Annotated in this window: 17 protein-coding genes; 12 read left to right on the top strand and 5 right to left on the bottom strand. The window is 68.1% G+C overall.

Features of this window, described 5'->3' with window-relative positions; translation table 11 throughout:
• Positions 1–44: 44 nt before the first annotated feature.
• Positions 45–2,864, top strand: a complete 2,820-nt coding sequence (locus tag AC6CHL_RS03065; RefSeq protein WP_498293297.1) for a beta-glucosidase family protein — start codon at positions 45–47, stop codon at positions 2,862–2,864.
• Between the two features lie 85 nt (positions 2,865–2,949).
• On the opposite strand, the gene AC6CHL_RS03060 is transcribed toward AC6CHL_RS03065, so the two are convergent.
• A complete protein-coding gene (locus tag AC6CHL_RS03060; RefSeq protein WP_038687945.1) occupies positions 2,950–3,846 on the bottom strand; it encodes a LysR family transcriptional regulator in 897 nt (298 codons plus the stop codon).
• Positions 3,847–3,953: 107 nt separating this feature from the next.
• Between AC6CHL_RS03060 and AC6CHL_RS03055 the strand changes: the two genes are divergently transcribed.
• On the top strand, positions 3,954–5,309 hold the full coding sequence (locus AC6CHL_RS03055; protein ID WP_498293295.1) for an MFS transporter: 1,356 nt from the start codon (positions 3,954–3,956) through the stop codon (positions 5,307–5,309).
• Complete coding sequence (locus AC6CHL_RS03050; protein WP_463601148.1) at positions 5,306–5,695, top strand: DUF4440 domain-containing protein; 390 nt, start codon at positions 5,306–5,308, stop codon at positions 5,693–5,695. The genes AC6CHL_RS03055 and AC6CHL_RS03050 overlap by 4 nt, the downstream gene beginning before the upstream one ends.
• A gap of 1 nt (position 5,696) precedes the next feature.
• Here the strand turns inward: AC6CHL_RS03050 and AC6CHL_RS03045 are convergent, their stop codons facing one another.
• On the bottom strand, positions 5,697–6,080 hold the full coding sequence (locus tag AC6CHL_RS03045; protein WP_498293294.1) for a hypothetical protein: 384 nt from the start codon (positions 6,078–6,080) through the stop codon (positions 5,697–5,699).
• 197 nt (positions 6,081–6,277) lie between these two features.
• Here AC6CHL_RS03045 and AC6CHL_RS03040 point away from each other — a divergent pair, with 197 nt between their 5' ends.
• Positions 6,278–8,173 carry a CocE/NonD family hydrolase gene (locus AC6CHL_RS03040; RefSeq protein ID WP_498293293.1) on the top strand — a complete coding sequence of 632 codons (1,896 nt, stop codon included), beginning with the start codon at positions 6,278–6,280 and terminating at the stop codon, positions 8,171–8,173.
• 501 nt (positions 8,174–8,674) lie between these two features.
• On the opposite strand, the gene AC6CHL_RS03035 is transcribed toward AC6CHL_RS03040, so the two are convergent.
• The gene (locus AC6CHL_RS03035) at positions 8,675–9,772 is read right to left on the bottom strand and encodes an alkene reductase (RefSeq protein ID WP_498293292.1); all 1,098 of its coding nucleotides are present in this window, start codon (positions 9,770–9,772) and stop codon (positions 8,675–8,677) included.
• A gap of 210 nt (positions 9,773–9,982) precedes the next feature.
• Between AC6CHL_RS03035 and AC6CHL_RS03030 the strand changes: the two genes are divergently transcribed.
• The 7 genes from AC6CHL_RS03030 (at position 9,983) to dld (ending at position 17,270) form a co-directional block, all read left to right on the top strand.
• Complete coding sequence (locus AC6CHL_RS03030; protein ID WP_498293291.1) at positions 9,983–10,741, top strand: SDR family NAD(P)-dependent oxidoreductase; 759 nt, start codon at positions 9,983–9,985, stop codon at positions 10,739–10,741.
• A gap of 124 nt (positions 10,742–10,865) precedes the next feature.
• Positions 10,866–11,324 carry an MgtC/SapB family protein gene (locus AC6CHL_RS03025; protein WP_447594139.1) on the top strand — a complete coding sequence of 153 codons (459 nt, stop codon included), beginning with the start codon at positions 10,866–10,868 and terminating at the stop codon, positions 11,322–11,324.
• A complete protein-coding gene (locus AC6CHL_RS03020; RefSeq protein ID WP_498293290.1) occupies positions 11,321–11,758 on the top strand; it encodes a VOC family protein in 438 nt (145 codons plus the stop codon). Before AC6CHL_RS03025 ends, AC6CHL_RS03020 begins: the two co-directional genes overlap by 4 nt.
• Positions 11,759–11,944: 186 nt before the next feature.
• Positions 11,945–13,603: an L-lactate permease gene (gene lldP, locus AC6CHL_RS03015; RefSeq protein WP_038687964.1), complete on the top strand. Its 1,659-nt coding sequence runs from the start codon at positions 11,945–11,947 to the stop codon at positions 13,601–13,603.
• Between the two features lie 39 nt (positions 13,604–13,642).
• Entirely contained in the window at positions 13,643–14,407 is a 765-nt protein-coding gene (lldR, locus tag AC6CHL_RS03010; RefSeq protein ID WP_498293499.1) for a transcriptional regulator LldR, read from the top strand.
• A 5-nt stretch (positions 14,408–14,412) separates the two neighbouring features.
• Entirely contained in the window at positions 14,413–15,573 is a 1,161-nt protein-coding gene (gene lldD / locus AC6CHL_RS03005; RefSeq protein ID WP_498293288.1) for an FMN-dependent L-lactate dehydrogenase LldD, read from the top strand.
• The gene (gene dld / locus AC6CHL_RS03000; RefSeq protein WP_498293287.1) at positions 15,570–17,270 is read left to right on the top strand and encodes a D-lactate dehydrogenase; all 1,701 of its coding nucleotides are present in this window, start codon (positions 15,570–15,572) and stop codon (positions 17,268–17,270) included. Before lldD ends, dld begins: the two co-directional genes overlap by 4 nt.
• A 96-nt stretch (positions 17,271–17,366) precedes the next feature.
• Here dld and AC6CHL_RS02995 read toward each other — a convergent pair whose 3' ends face one another.
• Positions 17,367–17,687 carry a hypothetical protein gene (locus tag AC6CHL_RS02995; protein ID WP_038687971.1) on the bottom strand — a complete coding sequence of 107 codons (321 nt, stop codon included), beginning with the start codon at positions 17,685–17,687 and terminating at the stop codon, positions 17,367–17,369.
• 106 nt (positions 17,688–17,793) lie between these two features.
• Between AC6CHL_RS02995 and AC6CHL_RS02990 the strand changes: the two genes are divergently transcribed.
• Positions 17,794–18,288, top strand: coding sequence for a DUF1543 domain-containing protein (locus tag AC6CHL_RS02990; protein ID WP_313422611.1), 495 nt, complete (start codon positions 17,794–17,796; stop codon positions 18,286–18,288).
• Between the two features lie 13 nt (positions 18,289–18,301).
• On the opposite strand, the gene AC6CHL_RS02985 is transcribed toward AC6CHL_RS02990, so the two are convergent.
• On the bottom strand, positions 18,302–18,601 hold the full coding sequence (locus tag AC6CHL_RS02985; RefSeq protein ID WP_498293285.1) for a hypothetical protein: 300 nt from the start codon (positions 18,599–18,601) through the stop codon (positions 18,302–18,304).
• Positions 18,602–18,652: the final 51 nt, after the last annotated feature.

The raw sequence follows: 18,652 nt of genomic DNA, 5'->3' as shown, positions 1-18,652 counted from the left end.
GACTCCCTGGATTTTTTGCGCAAGCAAAGGTGTTTCGCCCGCTTATGAAAACGATTACAAAGCCACTGGCCCTGACGGCCGCCATCACGCTCTCGCTGGCCGCCTCGGCCTGGGCCGCGCCCACCGCCACCACCGGCGGAGCCGACGCCTTCACCGTGCTCAGCCTGGAACAGGCGCCGAAATGGCTCAATGCGGCCGACGTTGCGGCCCAGTTGCAGGCCATGAACGTGGACGCGCTGACCATCGGCAACGTGCACCGTGAAGCGGACACCAGCGGCACCAGCCACGCGCCGGATCCGCTGGAAGCGCTGGCCGACCAGCTGGGTTACACCTACCGCTTCGTCAGTGCCGACCCGGCGTCGGCCGAGCGCCGTGGCAGCATCGTGATCTCGCGCCTGCCGGTGGAAGCCGAGTCGGGCATCGAAGCGCCGGGCATGAACTACCTGCGCTTGAATGACGGCCGCCACGTGGTGGCGCTGTACACGCAGACCGCCGCTGCCGATGGCGCACGCTTCAAGCAGCTCATCGAGGCCTCGCGCGTGGGCGCGCCGTCCGTGCTGCTGGGTGCCAACGATGCCGCCGTGACCGGCTTCGACGCCAACGGCGACGTGGCCCGTTCCAACGGGTTCCAGTCGGCCACCAGCACCGCGGTCAAGCTGCGCATCGATGCCGACAGCCCGGCCATCGCCGGCAAGCTGCTGACCCTGGGCTACACCGCGCCGGTCGGCGGCGACACGCCGTGGATGGACACCTCGCTCAACGCCGATGCACGCGCCCGGCTGATCGTGGCGAAGATGACCGACGACGAGAAGTTCCAGATGCTGCACAGCTACTTCGGGCTGGGCAAGGATGGCGGCCCGCTGCCGGAAGGCGCGGTCGGTTCGGCCGGTTTCGTGCCGGGCGTGGCGCGGCTGGGCATTCCGTCGCAGCAGTCGGCCGACGCCGGCGTGGGCGTGACCAACCCGGGCGGCATCCGCAAGGGTGACCACGCCACGGCGATGCCGTCCGGCCCGTCCACCGCGTCCAGCTGGAACCCGGAAGTCGCCTTTGCCGGTGGCGCCACCATGGGCCGCGAGGCCTGGCAGCAGCGCTTCAACATCCTGCTGGCTGGCAGCGTCAACCTGCAGCGCGATCCGCGCAACGGCCGCAACTTCGAGTACGCCGGTGAAGACCCGTTGCTGGCCGGTCGCCTGGTTGGCGAGTCGATCCGCGGCGTGCAGAGCCAGCACGTGGTGTCGACGATGAAGCACTTCGCGCTCAACGACATGGAAACCTCGCGCAATTTCCACAGCGCCGAGATCGGCGAGCAGGCCATGCGCGAATCGGACCTGCTGGCGTTCGAGATCGCCCTGGACATCGGCAAGCCCGGTTCGGTGATGTGCTCCTACAACCGCATCAACGGTATCTACGGTTGCGAGCACGATTACCTGATGAACCAGGTGCTCAAGCAGGAATGGAAGTTCCCCGGTTTCGTGATGTCCGACTGGGGCGGCGTGCACAGCGGCTCCAAGGCGGCGCTGGCCGGTCTGGACCAGCAGTCGGCCGGTGAAGTGTTCGACAAGGCCGTGTACTTCGACGCACCGCTGCGCCTGGCCGTCAATGGCGGCGTGGTGCCGCGTGCGCGCCTGGACGACATGGTGTCGCGGATCCTGCGCGCGATGTTCGCCAACGGCAATTTCGACCTGCCGCCGCAGCACCAGCCGATCGATGACGCCGCCGGTTTCGCCGCCGCGCAGCGCACCGTGGAAGAAGGCAGCGTGCTGCTGCGCAATGCCAACAACGTGCTGCCGCTGGGCCCGGAGGTCAAGCGCATCGTGATCATCGGTGGGCACGCCGACAAGGGCGTGATCGGCGGCGGTGGTTCGTCGATGGTGGGCTGGACCGCCAAGGGCACCAACGCGGTGCCGGGCGTGCTGCCGACCACCTGGCCGGGTCCGGTGATCTTCCATCCGTCCTCGCCGCTGGAGGCCCTGCGCGCCGAGCGCCCGGACGCCAGCATCGAGTACGTGGATGGCCGCAACGTGGCCGCCGCCGCGCGCGCTGCCGCCGCGGCCGACGTAGCGATCGTGTTTGCCACGCAGTGGTCGGCCGAATCGGTCGACCTGCCGCACATGAAGCTGCCCGACAACCAGGACGCGCTGATCGCCGGGGTGGCCAAGGCCAACCCGAAGACCGTGGTGGTGCTGGAAACCAACGGCCCGGTCGAGCTGCCGTGGCTGCAGCAGGTGCCGGCGGTGCTGCAGGCGTGGTACCCGGGCATCCGTGGCGGCGAAGGCATTGCCGCGCTGCTGACCGGCAAGGTCAATCCGTCCGGCCGCCTGCCGGTGACCTGGCCGGTGGATGCCAGCCAGCTGCCGCGTCCGGAAGTGAACGGGCTGGGCTTCAACCCGAAGCACAAGCCGGACGACACCATCGATTACGACATCGAAGGCGCCAACGTCGGCTACAAGTGGTTCGCCGCCAAGGGCCTGACCCCGCAGTTCGCGTTCGGCCATGGCCTGTCCTACACCAGCTTCACCTATGAAAACCTGAGCGCCATCTCGATGGGCCAGCGTCTGGTCGCCACCGTGGACATCCGCAACACCGGCAAGGTGGCCGGCGCGGACGTGGCCCAGCTGTACCTGAAGATGCCCGAAGGCAGCGCCACCCCGATCCGCCTGATCGGCTTCCAGAAGGTCACGCTGCAGCCGGGCGAATCGCGCCGGATCCGCATCGAGGCCGAACCGAAGACGCTGGCCAGCTTCGACACCGCCGACAAGCAGTGGAAGATCGCCGAGGGCCGCTACGAACTGCAGCTGTCGCGCTCGGCCAACGAGCCGGTGGAAACCATCGCGTTCGTGCTCGGTGATGAAGTAGTGCGTTAAGCGACGGCGGGTACCGACCGACGGTCGGTACCTACCCCGGCACGCAACCCGGTAGGGCACGACCGTTGGTCGTGCCTGCCGCGGCTCAACCGGGCAGATGCTGGCGCAGGTGCGCCAGCAACAGCTGCACCCGACGCGAAGGATGTGCGGTGTTGGGAAACACCGCATACACCCCCTGGCGCGGAAAGCGGTGCCCGCGCAGGATCGGCAGCAGCCGACCTGCCGCCAGGTCCTCGGCAATCAACCACTGCGGCAGCACCGTGGCGCCGGCCCCGGCCAGCGCGAAGGCACGCAACGTGGACGCATTGTCCACCGTGACCACCGCATCGGCGGGGTTGCTGGCAAACATCTGATCGCTGCCATCAGGGGCGATCAACGGCAGGTCCGCCAAACGCGGATAGCCCAGCCGTGGCAGCGTACGCACCCAGTCCGGGTCGTCACGCGCGGCATCATCGGGCAAGCCCGATAACACCGACGGCGCGGCCACCGCGCACAACGCGTGCTCATCGAGCAGGGTGGCGCGCAGCTCGGAATCGGCCATGCGCCCCAATCGAATGGCCAGGTCGAACCGCTCGGGAATCAGGTCGGCATGCGCCGGTGTGGTCGACAGGTGCAGCCGCAGCTGCGGGTGCAGGGCGCGGAACCCCTCCAGCAGCGGCACCACCTTGGCGGCGGCATATTCGGGCGTGGTGGTCAGGCGCAGCGTGCCGCGCAGCTGCAGCTGCTCGCTGCGGGCCTCTTCGATGGCCCGTTCGGCGGTGGCCAGCATCGCCACGCAGTGCTGGTGGAAGCGCTCGCCGGCCTCGGTCAGCGCCAGGCTGCGGGTATTGCGCACCAGCAGGGTCACGCCCAGTTCCTGCTCCAGCCGCTTCAGATTGAAGCTCACCACCGCCTTGCTCTGGCCCAGGCGCTGCGCGGCTGCGGTGAGGCTGCCGGCATCGACCACGGCCTTGAAGGTCTCGAAGCGGTCCAGGCTGACCATCGCGCACGCCTCTTGTGTCAAAAATGGTTTGACAGTCTTGCATTGGATGTTCGGTTTATCCAGCGTCGCCCAGCGCGCATGCTGCCGCCTCGCAACTGGAGTGCCGCATGACCTATCGCGCCAAAGTGGAGCTGCTGTACCTGCTCGGGTTCTCGCTGGACCTGGTGAACATGTTCATCGGCACGGTGGCCTATCCGGCCGTGGCGGCCGACCTGCACGCCTCGGTGCCGCAGCTGGCGTGGATCGGCAACGCCTACATGCTGGGCCTGACCCTGGTGATCCCGCTGGGCAGCTGGCTGGCCGCGCGGCTGGGCGAGCGGCGGCTGCTGTGCCTGTCACTGGCGGTGTTCGCGCTGGGCGCGATCCTGGCCGGCACTGCGCCCAGCATCGAAGCGCTGGTCGGCTGGCGGCTGCTGCAGGGACTGGGCGGCGGGTTGCTGATTCCGGTCGGGCAGGCGATGGCCTACCGGCATTGCCCACCGGCCGAACGTGGCCGCCTCACCGCGCGCATCATGGCCGTGGCCCTGCTGGTGCCGGCGCTGTCGCCGACCCTGGGCGGCTGGCTGGTCGGGCTGGGGTCATGGCGCTGGGTATTGCTGGCCAGCGTGCCATTGGCCGCGCTCACGCTGCTGCTGGCTGCCGCGTGGATCCGCACCGAGGCGCCGCGGGCGCTGCCGCGGCTGGACCGGCGCGGCCTGGTGCTGGGCTCGCTGGGCCTGAGCCTGCTGCTGGTGGCCCTGAGCCAGATCGCCGAGGCTCAGCAGCGCACGCTGGGCATCGCGCTGCTGGTGGTCGCCGCCGGTGTGCTGGCGGTCTATGCGCGCACCGCCGCCCGCACTGCGCAGCCGGTACTGCACTGGGCGTTGCTGCGACACCCCACGCTGCGCCTGGCCATGGTGGTGTACCTGCTGGTGCCGGGTACCTTCATCGGCACCCAGCTGGTGGCGACGCTGCTGCTGCATCGGCAGGGCTACACCGCGGCGGCCATCGGCGGCTTCATGCTGCCTTGGGCGATGGCCTCGGCCTGCGCGATCGCCACCACGCGGCACTGGCTGCCGCGCATCGGTGCGCGGCCGCTGTTGAGCGCGGGCATGCTGTGCCAGGCCGTGGGCATCGTGCTGTTGATCGGCATCCAGCCTGGCCAGCCAGGGTTGCCAGTGCTGGCATTTGCGCTGATGGGGCTGGGCGGCAGCCTGTGCAGCAGCAGCGCGCAGACGCTCGCGTTCCAGGGCATGCAGGACCAGGACATGCTGCCGGCCAGCGCGCTCTGGAATCTCAACCGCCAACTCAGTTTCTGCCTGGCCGCCGCGCTGCTGGCCTGCGTGCTGGCGGTGCTGTCGTCGCGGATGCCCGACCGCGCTTTCGCGCTCACCCTGTTGCTGGCGGCTGGCATGAGCCTGCTGCCGCTGCTTCTGCTCTGGCGCCTGCCGGCGTCCACCCTGACCTTGAGGACCTCCGCATGACTGACACCTCCGCCTTGCACGAAATCCACGCGCTGCATGTGCTGATCGAAGACTGGTTCAACGCGCGTATCCCGGTATCCGCGCTGGACACGCTGATGGCGCGTTTCACCGATGACTTCTGCATGGTCGGGGTGGCCGGCCAGCGCCTGGATCGAGACGCCGTGCAGGCGTTGTTCGCCGGCAGCCACGGCGCACGCCCCGGGCTGGTGATCGCCATCGAATCGGTGCAGGCCACGGCCCTGCCGTCGCCGCTGGCCATGCTGCGCTATCGCGAAGGCCAGGGCGTGGAGGAGGGCGCGATGCGCTGGCGGGAATCGCTGGCCGTGCTTCGCCAGGAGCACGGGCAATGGCGCTGGTTGGCGCTGCATGAAACAGCCAGCGCCTGAGTCAGCGCACGCGGTAAACGCCGAGCTGGTCCTCGTCGACCAACACCACGCGGTCGGGTCGCGCGCTGAAGCAGGGCGCGATGAGCAGCGGCCGCACATCGCCGGCCTGCATTGCGCCACGCAGGAAGGCGACCACATCGGCCGCCGTGGCACGGAAGGTGCGCCCGCCGAACAGGGCGGTGCGCCCCTTCCAGGTCACCACGTTATGCGCCACGTAGCAGCTGGCATCCTGCAGGATGTCCGCCAGCGCCTCCAGGTCGGCGATGGGCTGGAATGGCGCGCCCGCGGCAACGGCATCGCGCATCTGGAAATAGACGCGCTGCTCTTCCTCCCGTGACGCCAGCTCGGCGCGTACCAGTGCCTGCAGTGTGTAGTGGTTCTTCATCATCAGCCGCCTGGTCCGGTGGCGAGTGCCGCCGTGGACTCCGGGGCCCATTCTGCGGTGGCGCGCATGGCTTTGCACGATACGGTGGTTGATGGCTGAATGCGGGCGAGGGCGTTCCGTCGGGACCATCGGCATCTACCGGCGCGGCGCGGGCGGCGCTAGGCTGCGGTGATTGTCACCCTGCCGGGAGAGAGCCCATGCGTGTCCGTGTCGTGCCTGTCGTGCTGTTGAGCCTCATGGTTGCCGCCAGTGTGTCGGCGCAGACCTCGCCGATGACCCCGGATGTTCCGGCCAAGGGGTTCGTCACGCCCACGGCCAGCAATGACTACGACAAGCGCGTGGTGATGGTGCCGATGCGCGACGGCACAAAGCTCTACACGGTGATCGTGGTGCCCAAGGGCGCGAAGCACGCCCCGATCCTGCTGACCCGCACGCCGTATGACGCGGCCAACCGCGCCAAGCGCATCGACTCGCCGCACATGCGCGACATCCTGCCCCAGGGCGATGAGGTGTTCGTCGACGGCGGCTACATCCGGGTGTTCCAGGACATCCGCGGCAAGTACGGCTCCGAAGGCGATTACGTGATGACCCGACCGCTGCGCGGGCCGCTCAACAGCACCAAGGTGGACCATGCCACCGACGCCTGGGACACGATCGACTGGCTGGTCAAGCACGTGCCCGAAAGCAACGGCAAGGTCGGCATGCTGGGCTCTTCGTATGAAGGCTTCACCGTGGTGATGGCGCTGACCAACCCGCATCCGGCGCTGAAGGTGGCCGCACCGCAGAGTCCGATGATCGACGGCTGGATGGGCGATGACTGGCTCAACTACGGCGCCTTCCGCCAGGTCAACTTCGGCTACTTCACCGGCCAGCTGGCCAAACGCGGCAAGGGGCCGTCGATTCCCAGCGTCGGCTACGACGACTACACCACCTTCCTGCGTGCCGGCTCGGCGGGCGACTACGCGCGCGCCAACGGGCTGGACCAGCTGCCGTGGTGGCACAAGCTGATCGAGCATCCGGCCTATGACGCCTTCTGGCAGGAACAGGCGCTGGATGCGCAGATGGCCAAGACCCCGCTGAAGGTGCCCACCATGTGGCTGCAGGGCCTGTGGGACCAGGAAGACATGTGGGGCGCGGTGCACAGCTATGCGGCGATGGAGCCGCGTGACAGCAGCAACACGCTCAACTACCTGGTGATGGGCCCGTGGCGGCACAGCCAGGTGAACTACGACGGCAGCAATCTGGGCGCGCTGAAGTTCGACGGCGATACCGCACTGCAGTTCCGCCGCGACGTGCTCAAGCCGTTCTTCGACCAGTACCTGGTGGATGGCGCGGCCAAGGCCGATACGCCGCCGGTGCTGATCTACAACACCGGCGAGAACCACTGGGACAAGCTGCAGCAGTGGCCGCGGACGGTGGCACAGAGCAAGCCGCTGTATCTGCGTGCGGGCGGCAAGCTGTCGTTCGAGGCGCCGCAGCCGGGCGAAGCCACCTACGAGGCCTACGTGGCGGACCCGGCCAAGCCGGTGCCGTTCGTGCCGCGCCCGGTACGCTTCGCCGACCGCGACATGTGGACCAGCTGGTTGGTGAAGGACCAGCGTTTCGTGGACGGGCGGCCCGACGTGCTGACCTTCGTCAGCGAACCGCTGACCGAACCGCTGCGCATCGGCGGCGCGCCGCAGGTGAACCTTGCCGCGGCCACCACCGGCAGCGATGCCGACTGGGTGGTGAAGCTGATCGACGTGTACCCCGACCAGACCCCGTCCACGCCGGAGATGGGCGGCTATGAGCTGGCGGTGTCGATTGCGATCTTCCGCGGGCGCTACCGCGAGAGTTTCAGTGCGCCCAAGGCGATCGCGGCCAACCAGGTGCTCGATTACACATTCGGCTTGCCCACGGCCAACCACGTGTTCCAGCCGGGCCACCGGGTGATGGTGCAGGTGCAGTCCAGCCTGTTCCCGCTGTACGACCGCAACCCGCAGACCTTCGTGCCGAACATCTACCTGGCCAAGCCGGGCGATTACCAGAAGGCCACGCAGCAGGTATGGCACGCGCCGCAGCAGGCGAGCTTTATTTCGCTGCCGGTGTATTGATCGCGGACGCACGCTGACGCACGGATAACCATCAACGCCCGGGTAGAGCCGACCGTTGGTCGGCTCCACATGAACCCGGATGGATGCACGAGGAGCCGACCAACGGTCGGCTCTACCGGTTGTAACGCGGCGTGTCGGGGCTCGGGCTGCCGGTGTATTGATCCCCACGTGTCCTGGATCGGGTACAGCCGACCGTTGGTCGGCTCCGCATGAACCCGGATGGATGTGCGAGGAGCCGACCAACGGTCGGCTCTACCGGTTGTCACGCGGCGTGTCCGGCATCAGGCTGCCGGTGTATTGATCCCCACGTGTCCTGGATCGGGTAGAGCCGACCGTTGGTCGGCTCCGCATGAACCCGGATGGATGCACGAGGAGCCGACCAACGGTCGGCTCTACCGGTGTGCGGATGGCGTGCGGATAGCCGACCAATGCAACCGACCAACGGTCGGCTCTACCAGGACGGTCGGCCAGCGGCCGGTACTACCGGGTCAATGCAGGTGCTTATGCGCCGGAGACGCTCGGGTAATCGGTGTAGCCGCGCGAGCCGCCGCCGTACAGCGTGTCCGGGTCCAGGTCGGACAGCGCAACGCCCAGGCGCAGGCGTTCCACCAGGTCGGGGTTGGCGATGAACGGACGGCCGAAGGCGATGACGTCGGCGTAGCCGGAGGCGATGGCGGCTTCGGCGGTGTCCTTGGTGTAGCCGTTGTTGGCGATCCACGCGCCCTTGAACTTCGCGCGCAGCGCCGCGTAGTCGAACGCGATGTTGTCGCGCGGGCCACCGGTGGCGCCTTCGATGACGTGGATGAACGCCAGCGGGCCAATCGCATCCAGGCGTTCCACCGCGCGTTCGAACAACAGCTGCGGCTGCGAATCGTGGGCATCGTTGGCCGGGGTCACCGGGGACAGGCGCACGCCGGTACGCTCGGGGCCGATCTCCGACGCGATCGCACGGACCACCTCGTCGAGCAGGCGGGTGCGGTTTTCGATGCTGCCACCGTACGCGTCGGTGCGCTGGTTGCTGCCGTCGCGCAGGAACTGGTCGATCAGATAGCCGTTGGCGGCGTGCACTTCCACGCCGTCGAAGCCGGCGGTGATCGCGTTGCGCGCGGCCTGGCGATAGTCCTGGATGAGCGCGGGAATCTCGGACAGTTCCAGTGCGCGCGGCACCGAAACGTCTTCAAAGCCCTTGGCGGTGAAGGTCTTGGCCTTGGCCGGCAGCGCGCTCGGGGCCACCGGCACCTCGCCGTCGGGCAGCAGGCTGGTGTGCGAGATGCGGCCCACGTGCCACAGCTGCAGCACGATCTTGCCGCCGCGTGCATGCACCGCATCGGTGACCTTCTTCCACGCGTCGATCTGGCCTTGGCTGTAGATCCCAGGGGTGTCCAGGTAGCCCTGGCCCAGCGGGCTGATCTGGGTGGCCTCGGCAATGATCAGGCCGGCGCTGGCGCGCTGTTCGTAGTACTGGATCGCCAGGGGATTGGGCACGCGCCCTTCGATGGCACGGTTGCGGGTAAGCGGTGCCATCGCGATGCGGTTGGCGACCGCGATCGCGCCGAGGCGGGTAGGGGTGAACAGGGGGCCGTCACTGGAAGAAGTCATGTGCATACCTAGGGAGGAGGGGGCCGCATCACGCAGCGTGTTAATGACCAGATGTGGACGTACGACCGCCAGCATAGGGGGGCGTGCGTTGCACCGATGGGAAGCATTGTTGCGGTCGCCCCTGTGCACGTTCTGTAACGCGTTGCAGGCGTACCGTGAGGGCAGATGCAGGCGCTGCCTGCGACATGTTCCAACCAGAGGTACAACGCGATGATTGATTATCAGCTCAAGGGCAAGGTGGCGATCGTGACCGGTGGCGTGTCCGGCATCGGCCTGGCCGCCGCCGAACTGCTTGCGGCATCCGGTGCAGCGGTGGCGGTGTGGGATCTGAAGGACGAGGCGGTGCAGAAGACGGCCGAAGCGCTGCGCGCCAAGGGCGTCAAGGCGATCGGCGTCGCGCTGGACGTGACCGACGAGAAGGCCGTTGAAGCGGCGGTACAGCGCACCGTGCAGGAACTGGGCGGGCTGCACATCGCCGTCAACAACGCCGGCATCGGCGGGCCGTCGGCGACCAGTGGCGACTACCCGGTGGACGGCTGGAAGCGCGTGATCGACGTCAATCTCACCAGCGTGTTCCTGTGCCAGCGTGCGCAGATCCAGGCCATGCGCAACGGCGGCAAGGGCGGCAGCATCATCAACATGGCGTCCATCCTGGGGCAGGTGGGGTTCAACAATTCCGCTGCCTACGTGGCGGCCAAGCACGGGGTCGTCGGGTTGACCCAGACCGCAGCGTGGGAGCATGCCGGCGACAGGATCCGGGTCAATGCCGTGGGCCCCGGTTTCATTGCCACGCCGCTGCTGGACAAGATGGATCCGACGGTCAAGCAGGCGCTGGAAAGCAAGCACGCACTGGGCCGTCTCGGCCAGCCCGATGAGGTCGCCGCGCTGGTGGCGTGGCTGGCCAGCGACGATGCCTCGTTCGCCACCGGCACCTATTACGCCATCGACGGCGGCTACCTGGCGCAGTAAGGAGCGCCCGCCGGTCATGCGGTACCCCACTGCCGCATGACTGTGCACATCCGCCTCACGCACCCCTTCACGGTGCTGCCACGGCCGCCACGCAAGGCTGGGCCGAACAGGCGAGGACGTACGGATGGGACTGGAACAGGATCTATCGATACTGCTGCGGATTGCCGCAGCCATGGTGTTTGGTGGCTTGATCGGCATCGAGCGCGAGATGGGCAAGCACGCAGCCGGGCTGCGCACGCACATGCTGATTGCCGGCGCGGCCGCCTTGATCGTGGGCCTGGGCGACAGCATCGCCGAACACTTCCAGCAGGAGCGTTATCGCGACCTGCTGCAGGTGGATCCGGTGCGCCTGATCGAAGCGGTGGTGGCCTGCGTTGGCTTCGTTGCCGCCGGCACCATCCTGCGCGGGTCGCGCGATGACCAGGTCAGCGGCCTGACCACGGCCAGCTCGCTGATCATGTCGGCGTCGATCGGCATCGCGGTGGGCATCGGCGAGTACGTCATCGCCATCGGAGTCAGCATTCTGTGTCTGATCGTGCTGGCCGTGTTCAGTCGGATTGCCAAAAAACTGGAGACGTCATGAGCAGCGACCGTCCCTTCCAGATCCAACATATCGACCACATCGTGCTGCGCGTGCAGGACCTGCCGCGCGCCGTGGCGTTCTACCGGGATGTGCTCGGCTGCACGGTGGCGCGCGAACGGCCATCGCTGGGCATGGTGCACCTGCACGCCGGGACCTCGATGATCGACCTGGTGGCCGTGGACGGAAAGCTGGGCGCACCCGGCGGCGCGGCGGCGGGCGCGCAAGGGCGCAACCTGGAGCACCTGTGCCTGCGGGTGGAGCCGTTCGATGTTGAACAGCTGCGGGCGCACCTGCAGATGCACGCGGTGGAACTGCGTGGCAAGCCGGAGAACAACTTCGGCGCCGAAGGCGATGGCCTGTCGGTGTACCTGCACGACCCGGACGGCAACGGGGTGGAGCTGAAGGGCCCGGCCAGCGACTGCGGCTGCAGCTAATGGTCATACCAAAATACGGGGCATAGACCTATGGTCTAATAGGCCTGTCGCGCAATTGGCGTTTCAATGCGGACACTTCCTGACCCTTCTCTGCTTATTGGTCGTACCAATGGCGGCGGGGTGGGAATGCATGCCGGCCCGCACCTCCCGTGCGCGGCCTTCCGTCCGTCCCGTTGAGATCCGCCGATGCAGCCCTGGCAACAACTGTATGACCCCGCTGGCAACCTGTGGCTGTCCAGCCTGATCGCGCTGTTGCCGATCGCGTTCTTCTTCGTCGCCCTGGCCGTGCTGCGCATGAAGGGCTGGCTGGCCGGAACGCTCACCGTGGCCATCGCCCTGGCGGTGGCGCTGCTGTTCTACCGCATGCCGGTGCAGCAGGCGTTCGCGGCCGGGGCGTACGGGTTCATCTACGGGCTGTGGCCGATCGCCTGGATCATCCTGGGCGCGGTGTTCCTGTACAAGGTCTCGGTCAAGACCGGGCAGTTCGACATCATCCGGGCCTCGATCCTGTCGGTCACCGAAGACCAGCGCCTGCAGATGCTGATGGTCGGCTTCGCGTTCGGCGCGTTTCTGGAAGGCGCGGCCGGTTTCGGTGCGCCGGTGGCGATCACCGCCGCGCTGCTGGTCGGGCTGGGCTTCAAGCCGCTGTATGCGGCCGGGCTGTGCCTGATCGTCAACACCGCACCGGTCGCCTTTGGCGCGATGGGCATTCCGATCATCGTGGCGGGGCAGGTCACCGGCCTGGATCCGTTCGAGATCGGGCAGATGGCCGGCCGCCAGCTGCCGTTCCTGACCATCATCGTGCTGTTCTGGATCATGGCAATCATGGACGGCTGGCGCGGCGTCAAGGAAACCTGGCCGGCGGTGCTGGTGGCTGGCGGCTCGTTCGCCATCGCGCAGTACCTGACCTCCAACTTCATCGGCCCGGAACTGCCCGACATCACCGCCTCGCTGGCCTCGCTGGTGTGCCTGACCCTGTTCCTGCGCCGCTGGAAGCCGGTGCGGATCTTCCGCTTCGATACCGAAACCAGTGCGGAGGCCGCAGCGCAGGCGCTGGAGGCCCCGCGTTACCGCACCGGGCAGATCATCAAGGCGTGGTCGCCGTTCCTGATCCTGACCGCGATGGTCACGGTATGGAGCATCAAGCCGTTCAAGGCGTTGTTCGCCGCTGGCGGGCCGCTGGAACACTGGGTGCTCAAACTGCCGGTGCCGGCGCTGGACCAGCTGGTGCAGAAGATGCCGCCCATCGTGCCATCGCCCAGCGCCTACGAGGCGGTGTACAAGTTCGATGCCGTATCGGCCACCGGCACCGCCATCATGCTCGGCGCGGTGCTGGCCATCGTGCTGCTGAAGATGCGTCCGGCCGCAGCGCTGCGCACGTTCGGTGAGACCGCCAACGAGCTGAAGGTGCCCATCTACTCGATCGGCATGGTGCTGGCGTTTGCCTTCATCGCCAACTACTCGGGTCTGTCGGCCACACTGGCGCTGGCCCTGGCACACACCGGCAAGGCGTTCACCTTCTTCTCGCCGTTCCTGGGCTGGCTGGGCGTGTTCCTGACCGGCTCGGACACCTCCTCCAACGCACTGTTCTCGGCGCTGCAGGCCACCACCGCCCAGCAGATCGGCGTGTCCGAGGTGCTGCTGGTGGCGGCCAACACCACCGGTGGGGTGACCGGCAAGATGATCTCGCCGCAGTCCATCGCCATCGCCTGCGCGGCGGTGGGGCTGGCCGGCAAGGAGTCCGACCTGTTCCGCTTCACGGTCAAGCACAGCCTGATCTTCACCGTGATGGTGGGCATCATCACCACGCTGCAGGCCTACTGGCTGACCTGGATGATTCCCTGAGCCATGCGCGGATCCAGCCATGCGGGCGACAATGACGGCATGAAGAACGAACGCCTGTCCGACAAGGTGGCCGCGCAGCTGCGTGGCCTGGTGAGCACGCAGAACCTGCAGCCGGGGGATCGGCTGCCGGCCGAGCGGGCGCTGGCCGTGCAGCTGGGGGTGTCACGCACTGCCCTGCGTGAGGCGATCGCGCAGCTGGCCAGCCAGGGCCTGCTGACCGCGCGGGTGGGCGGTGGCACCTACGTGGCCGAACCCGCCGCGCGCGCCCGGCAGGCCATCGACGAACCGCTGATGCCGTACCTGCCGCTGTTCCAGGGCGACCCGGAATACCGCTTCGACGTGCTGGAGATCCGTCACGCGCTGGAAGGCGCCACCGCCTGGCACGCCGCGTTGCGCGCCACCGATGCGGACCGGGCGAAGATCCGCGATGCCTTCGATACCATGATGGCTGCCCACGGCAAGGACGACCCGGCCGGTGAGGCGCGCGCCGATGCGGCCTTCCACCTGGCCATCGCCGAGGCGTCACACAACCTGGTGCTGCTGCAGGTGATGCGCGGCCTGTTCGAGCTGCTGCAGACCAACATCTCGCAGAGCCGCGAAAAGCTGTACACCTCGCCGCGCACCTTTGAGCCGTTGTCGGTGCAGCACCGGGAAGTGATGGACGGGGTGCTGTCCGGCGATCCCGAACGCGCGCGTGCCGCCGCACACGCCCACCTGGAATTCGTGCACACCTCGCTGCGCACGCTTGACGACAACGAGGCCCGGCGCACGCGCGCCTCGCGGCTTCCTTCTGCCCACGGTTGATTCCCATGATCATCTCCGCCTCCACCGATTACCGCGCGGCCGCCCAGCGCCGGCTGCCGCCGTTCCTGTTCCACTACATCGATGGCGGCGCGTATGCCGAACACACGCTCAAGCGCAACGTGTCCGACCTGGCCGACATCGCGCTGCGCCAGCGCGTACTGCGCAACATGGCCGAGCTGAGTCTGGAAACAACCCTGTTCGGCGAGCGCCTGGCGATGCCGGTGGCGCTGGCGCCGGTCGGGCTGACCGGGATGTATGCGCGACGCGGCGAGGTGCAGGCGGCGCGGGCGGCGGCCAGTCGCGGCATTCCCTTCACCCTGTCGACGGTGTCGGTGTGCCCGATCGAAGAAGTGGCGCCGGCCATCGACCGCCCGATGTGGTTCCAGCTGTACGTGCTGAAGGACCGCGGCTTCATGCGCAATGCGCTGGAGCGGGCCAAGGCCGCCGGGGTCACGACGCTGGTATTCACCGTGGACATGCCCACCCCCGGCGCACGCTACCGCGACGCCCACTCGGGCATGAGCGGCCCCAATGCGCCGCTGCGGCGCATGCTGCAGGCCGCCACCCATCCGCGCTGGGCGTGGGACGTGGGCCTGCGCGGTCGCCCGCACGATCTGGGCAACATCTCCACTTACCGCGGCAGCCCGACCGGACTGGCGGACTACATCGGCTGGCTGGGTGCCAACTTCGACCCCTCCATCTCCTGGAAAGACCTGGAGTGGATCCGCGAATTCTGGACCGGGCCCATGGTGATCAAGGGCATCCTCGACCCCGACGATGCACGTGATGCGGTGCGGTTCGGCGCCGACGGCATCGTGGTCTCCAACCACGGCGGCCGCCAGCTGGATGGCGTGCTGTCCACCGCGCGTGCGCTGCCGGCGATTGCCGACGCGGTGAAGGGCGACCTGAAGATCCTGGCCGATTCGGGCATCCGCAGCGGCCTGGACGTGGTGCGCATGCTCGCACTGGGCGCCGACAGCGTGCTGCTGGGCCGTGCGTTCGTCTATGCGCTGGCCGCGCAGGGCGGCGAGGGCGTGGCCAACCTGCTCGACCTGATGGCCAAAGAGATGCGCGTGGCAATGACCCTGACCGGGGCGAAGACCATCGCCGACATCAGCGGCGACGCGCTGGCCGAGGTGGCCCGGCACGCACAGGTGCGGCCGTGAGCGACCGTGCCGCGCTGCTGGCCGCGCTGCTGGCCATCGTGGGCACCGCGCATGTGCTCAGTGGCGACAAACCGACCCGGCGCTTCCGCAAGGGCTACCGCTTCGGTGACGGCCCGGTGCTGGCCGTGGTGCGCCCGGGCACGCTGGTGGAGCAGTGGCGCGTGCTGCAGGCAGTGGTAGCGGCCGATGCCGTGGTCATCATGCAGGCCGCCAACACCGGCCTGACCGGCGGATCCACCCCCGATGGCGCGGACTACGACCGGCCGGTGGTGATCATCAACACGCTGCGCCTCACCGGCATCCAGCTGGTGAACGACGGCCGCCAGGTGGTGTGCCTGCCCGGCGCCACGCTGGACCGGCTGGAGCAGTTGCTGGCCCCGTTGGATCGCGAGCCGCATTCGGTAATCGGCTCGTCCTGCATCGGTGCGTCGGTGCTGGGCGGCGTATGCAACAACTCCGGTGGCGCCCTGGTGCGGCGTGGCCCGGCGTATACCGAGCTGGCCCTGTACGCCCACGTCGACGCGCACGGGCAGCTGCAGCTGGTCAACCACCTGGGCATCGCGCTGGGCAGCGCACCCGAAGAGATCCTGGACCGCCTGCAGCGGGGCGACTACCGCGCTGCCGACATCGACAACGACAGCGGCCGCGCGGCGACCGACCCGCGCTACGCCGAGCAGGTGCGGCAGGTGGATGCGCCCACCCCGGCGCGCTTCAATGCCGACCCCGCGCGGCACTACGAAGCGGCCGGGTCGGCCGGCAAGCTGGCGGTGTTTGCGGTGCGCCTGGATACCTTCGCGCGCGAGCAGGCCGAGGTGTTCTACATCGGCAGCAACACGATGGACGACCTCACCGCGATCCGCCGCCACCTGCTGACGGCGTTCGAACGCCTGCCGATTTCCGGCGAGTACCTGCATCGCGACGCCTTTGATATCGGCGAGCGCTACGGCAAGGACACCTTCCTGCTCATCGATCGCCTGGGCACTGCGCGTGTACCGGCCGCGTTCGCGCTGAAGAGCCGCATCGACGGCTGGTTCGAGACGCTGGGCCTGCGCGGGGTCACCGACCGCGTCATCCAGGCCATGATGGGCCTGCTGCCGGGGCACCTGCCGCCCCGCATGAAGCAGTTCCGTGACCGTTACGAGCACCACCTGCTGTTGAAGGTATCGGCGGTGGATGCGGCCGCCACCGAGACCTTCCTGCGCACGCACTTCGCCGATGGCGAGGGTGACTCCTTCGCCTGCACCGCCGATGAAGGCCGCAAGGCGTTCCTGCACCGTTTTGCGGTGGCAGGCGCGGCCGTGCGGTATCGCGAAGTCCACCGTGAGGCGGTGCAGGACATCGTCGCGCTGGACGTGGCCTTGCGCCGCGATGACCGCCAGTGGGTGGAACAGCTGCCGGCGGCCATCGACGCCAAGCTGGCCGGCAAGCTGTATTACGGGCACTTCTTCTGCCACGTGTTCCACCAGGACTACATCGTGCGCAAGGGCGAAGATCCGCTGGCGATCGAGCATGCCATGTGGGCGTTGCTGGACGCGCGTGGCGCCGAGTACCCGGCCGAACACAACGTGGGCCACCTGTACCCGGCCAAGCCGGCCCTCGCGGCGTTCTATCAGCAGCTCGATCCCAGCAACACGTTCAACCCGGGCATCGGCCAGACGCCCAAAACCCGCCACTGGAACGGCTGCGACTGCACCTGAACCGGAACCGGGTAGAGCCACCCCGTGGGTGGCTGCACGGAACACCCGCGATCGGATGGCACAGCCACCCATGGGGTGGCTCTACCGGGTGGGGAATCACTCGCAGCGGACGGCGGTGATCACGTTCTGCTTGTCGATGAACACGCGCAGGCGATCCTGGCGAAGGTCACGGGTGGTAATGGTTTCCGGGCCAATCGGGTTGACCAGGCCGGCACCGCTCTGCGCCGACAGCTTGCGCATGGTGGCTTCATCGGCCGGCTGCCCCACGGCCCACTCCAGGCCATCGGCCTTGCACAGGCCCGGACCCTTGACCTGCGGACCGGGGGTGCTGACGCAGGCGCTGAGCGCCAGGCTGGCGACAAGGGCCAGCGTGGCGGCCAGGCGGCCGGAAGTAACGCTGCGCGAATGGAAAGTCATGGGGTCGCTCCTGCGGATTCAGGCGCTGACGATACCACTGCCGCCGCGATCTTCGCGTGGTGGCAACGCTACACTGCACGCCGTCGCAAAAGAGTGGGAGAGCGCAGTGCTGCACGTGTTCATGCTGGGCGGGCGCCATGCGCGTGCGCGCATCGAGGTCCATGACGTGGCCTTCGCCAATGTCGACCGCCCCGAAGATGCCTACCCGCAGTTGCGCCGGGAGTGGTTCGGAGACGCCAAGGGCCTGCACGTGGACGGCTGGCTGGCAGTGGACGGGGTCGACGGCCATCAGGTCCGTTTCGGCGATGTTGCCCCGGGCCCGGCTGCGCCGCGCCTGTTCTTCATCAACCTGGGCGGCTACGTGCCACGCGCGCTGGGCGAGGCGCACGACTACCTGCTGCTGGTCGCCGCTGACGTGGCCGACGCCAGGCAGAAGGCCAAGGGCCTGCGCGACGCCAGTTGGATCATGCCGCATACCGACGCGGTGTTGGACGTGGACGACTGCATCGCCATCGACCAGGTGGGCGGCCGCTACGTGCAGCTGCAACCGGGCGCGCATGCGGAGATCACGCTGGTCAGCGATTACATCGTGATCGGCTGAGCGCGCCCGTACCTCAGCCGGTGGGCGACGACTGCCGGTCCATCGAGGGGCACCTTTCGGCCTGCTCCGCTGCGGCCACCGTGACCGTGGCGCGTTCGCCATCACGCTGGCGCAGGACGATGTCATCCACCCGCGCCCACTGCCCGTCCGCGCTGAAAGCGGTCTCGTAGGGCCCATGCACGAGCGAGAAACGGGCCAGCACCTGCGCCGCCTCCAGGTCCAGCAGGAACACGTTGGCGTAGCGACTGGTGCCGGGGGCCATCTGGTCCCACGGGACGCCCCAGGCGAGCGCGCGGGTGCGGGCGCAGTTCACCTGCCACCCATCCACCGCCGATCCCAGCCGTATCCGGATCGCACGGGTGCC

It is taken from the genome of Stenotrophomonas sp. GQ19 (assembly GCF_059758695.1).
The sequence above is the reverse complement of the archived record's forward strand: the minus strand, read 5'-3'. Positions and strand labels throughout refer to the sequence as shown.

Excerpts from the sequence above, each read along its gene's own strand:
- AC6CHL_RS03065 (WP_498293297.1), top strand. The coding sequence starts at position 45 with ATGAAAACGATTACAAAGCCACTGGCCCTGACGGCCGCCATCACGCTC.
- AC6CHL_RS03060 (WP_038687945.1), bottom strand. The coding sequence starts at position 3,846 with ATGGTCAGCCTGGACCGCTTCGAGACCTTCAAGGCCGTGGTCGATGCC.
- AC6CHL_RS03055 (WP_498293295.1), top strand. The coding sequence starts at position 3,954 with ATGACCTATCGCGCCAAAGTGGAGCTGCTGTACCTGCTCGGGTTCTCG.
- AC6CHL_RS03050 (WP_463601148.1), top strand. The coding sequence starts at position 5,306 with ATGACTGACACCTCCGCCTTGCACGAAATCCACGCGCTGCATGTGCTG.
- AC6CHL_RS03045 (WP_498293294.1), bottom strand. The coding sequence starts at position 6,080 with ATGAAGAACCACTACACACTGCAGGCACTGGTACGCGCCGAGCTGGCG.
- AC6CHL_RS03040 (WP_498293293.1), top strand. The coding sequence starts at position 6,278 with ATGCGTGTCCGTGTCGTGCCTGTCGTGCTGTTGAGCCTCATGGTTGCC.
- AC6CHL_RS03035 (WP_498293292.1), bottom strand. The coding sequence starts at position 9,772 with ATGACTTCTTCCAGTGACGGCCCCCTGTTCACCCCTACCCGCCTCGGC.
- AC6CHL_RS03030 (WP_498293291.1), top strand. The coding sequence starts at position 9,983 with ATGATTGATTATCAGCTCAAGGGCAAGGTGGCGATCGTGACCGGTGGC.
- AC6CHL_RS03025 (WP_447594139.1), top strand. The coding sequence starts at position 10,866 with ATGGGACTGGAACAGGATCTATCGATACTGCTGCGGATTGCCGCAGCC.
- AC6CHL_RS03020 (WP_498293290.1), top strand. The coding sequence starts at position 11,321 with ATGAGCAGCGACCGTCCCTTCCAGATCCAACATATCGACCACATCGTG.
- lldP (WP_038687964.1), top strand. The coding sequence starts at position 11,945 with ATGCAGCCCTGGCAACAACTGTATGACCCCGCTGGCAACCTGTGGCTG.
- lldR (WP_498293499.1), top strand. The coding sequence starts at position 13,643 with ATGAAGAACGAACGCCTGTCCGACAAGGTGGCCGCGCAGCTGCGTGGC.
- lldD (WP_498293288.1), top strand. The coding sequence starts at position 14,413 with ATGATCATCTCCGCCTCCACCGATTACCGCGCGGCCGCCCAGCGCCGG.
- AC6CHL_RS02995 (WP_038687971.1), bottom strand. The coding sequence starts at position 17,687 with ATGACTTTCCATTCGCGCAGCGTTACTTCCGGCCGCCTGGCCGCCACG.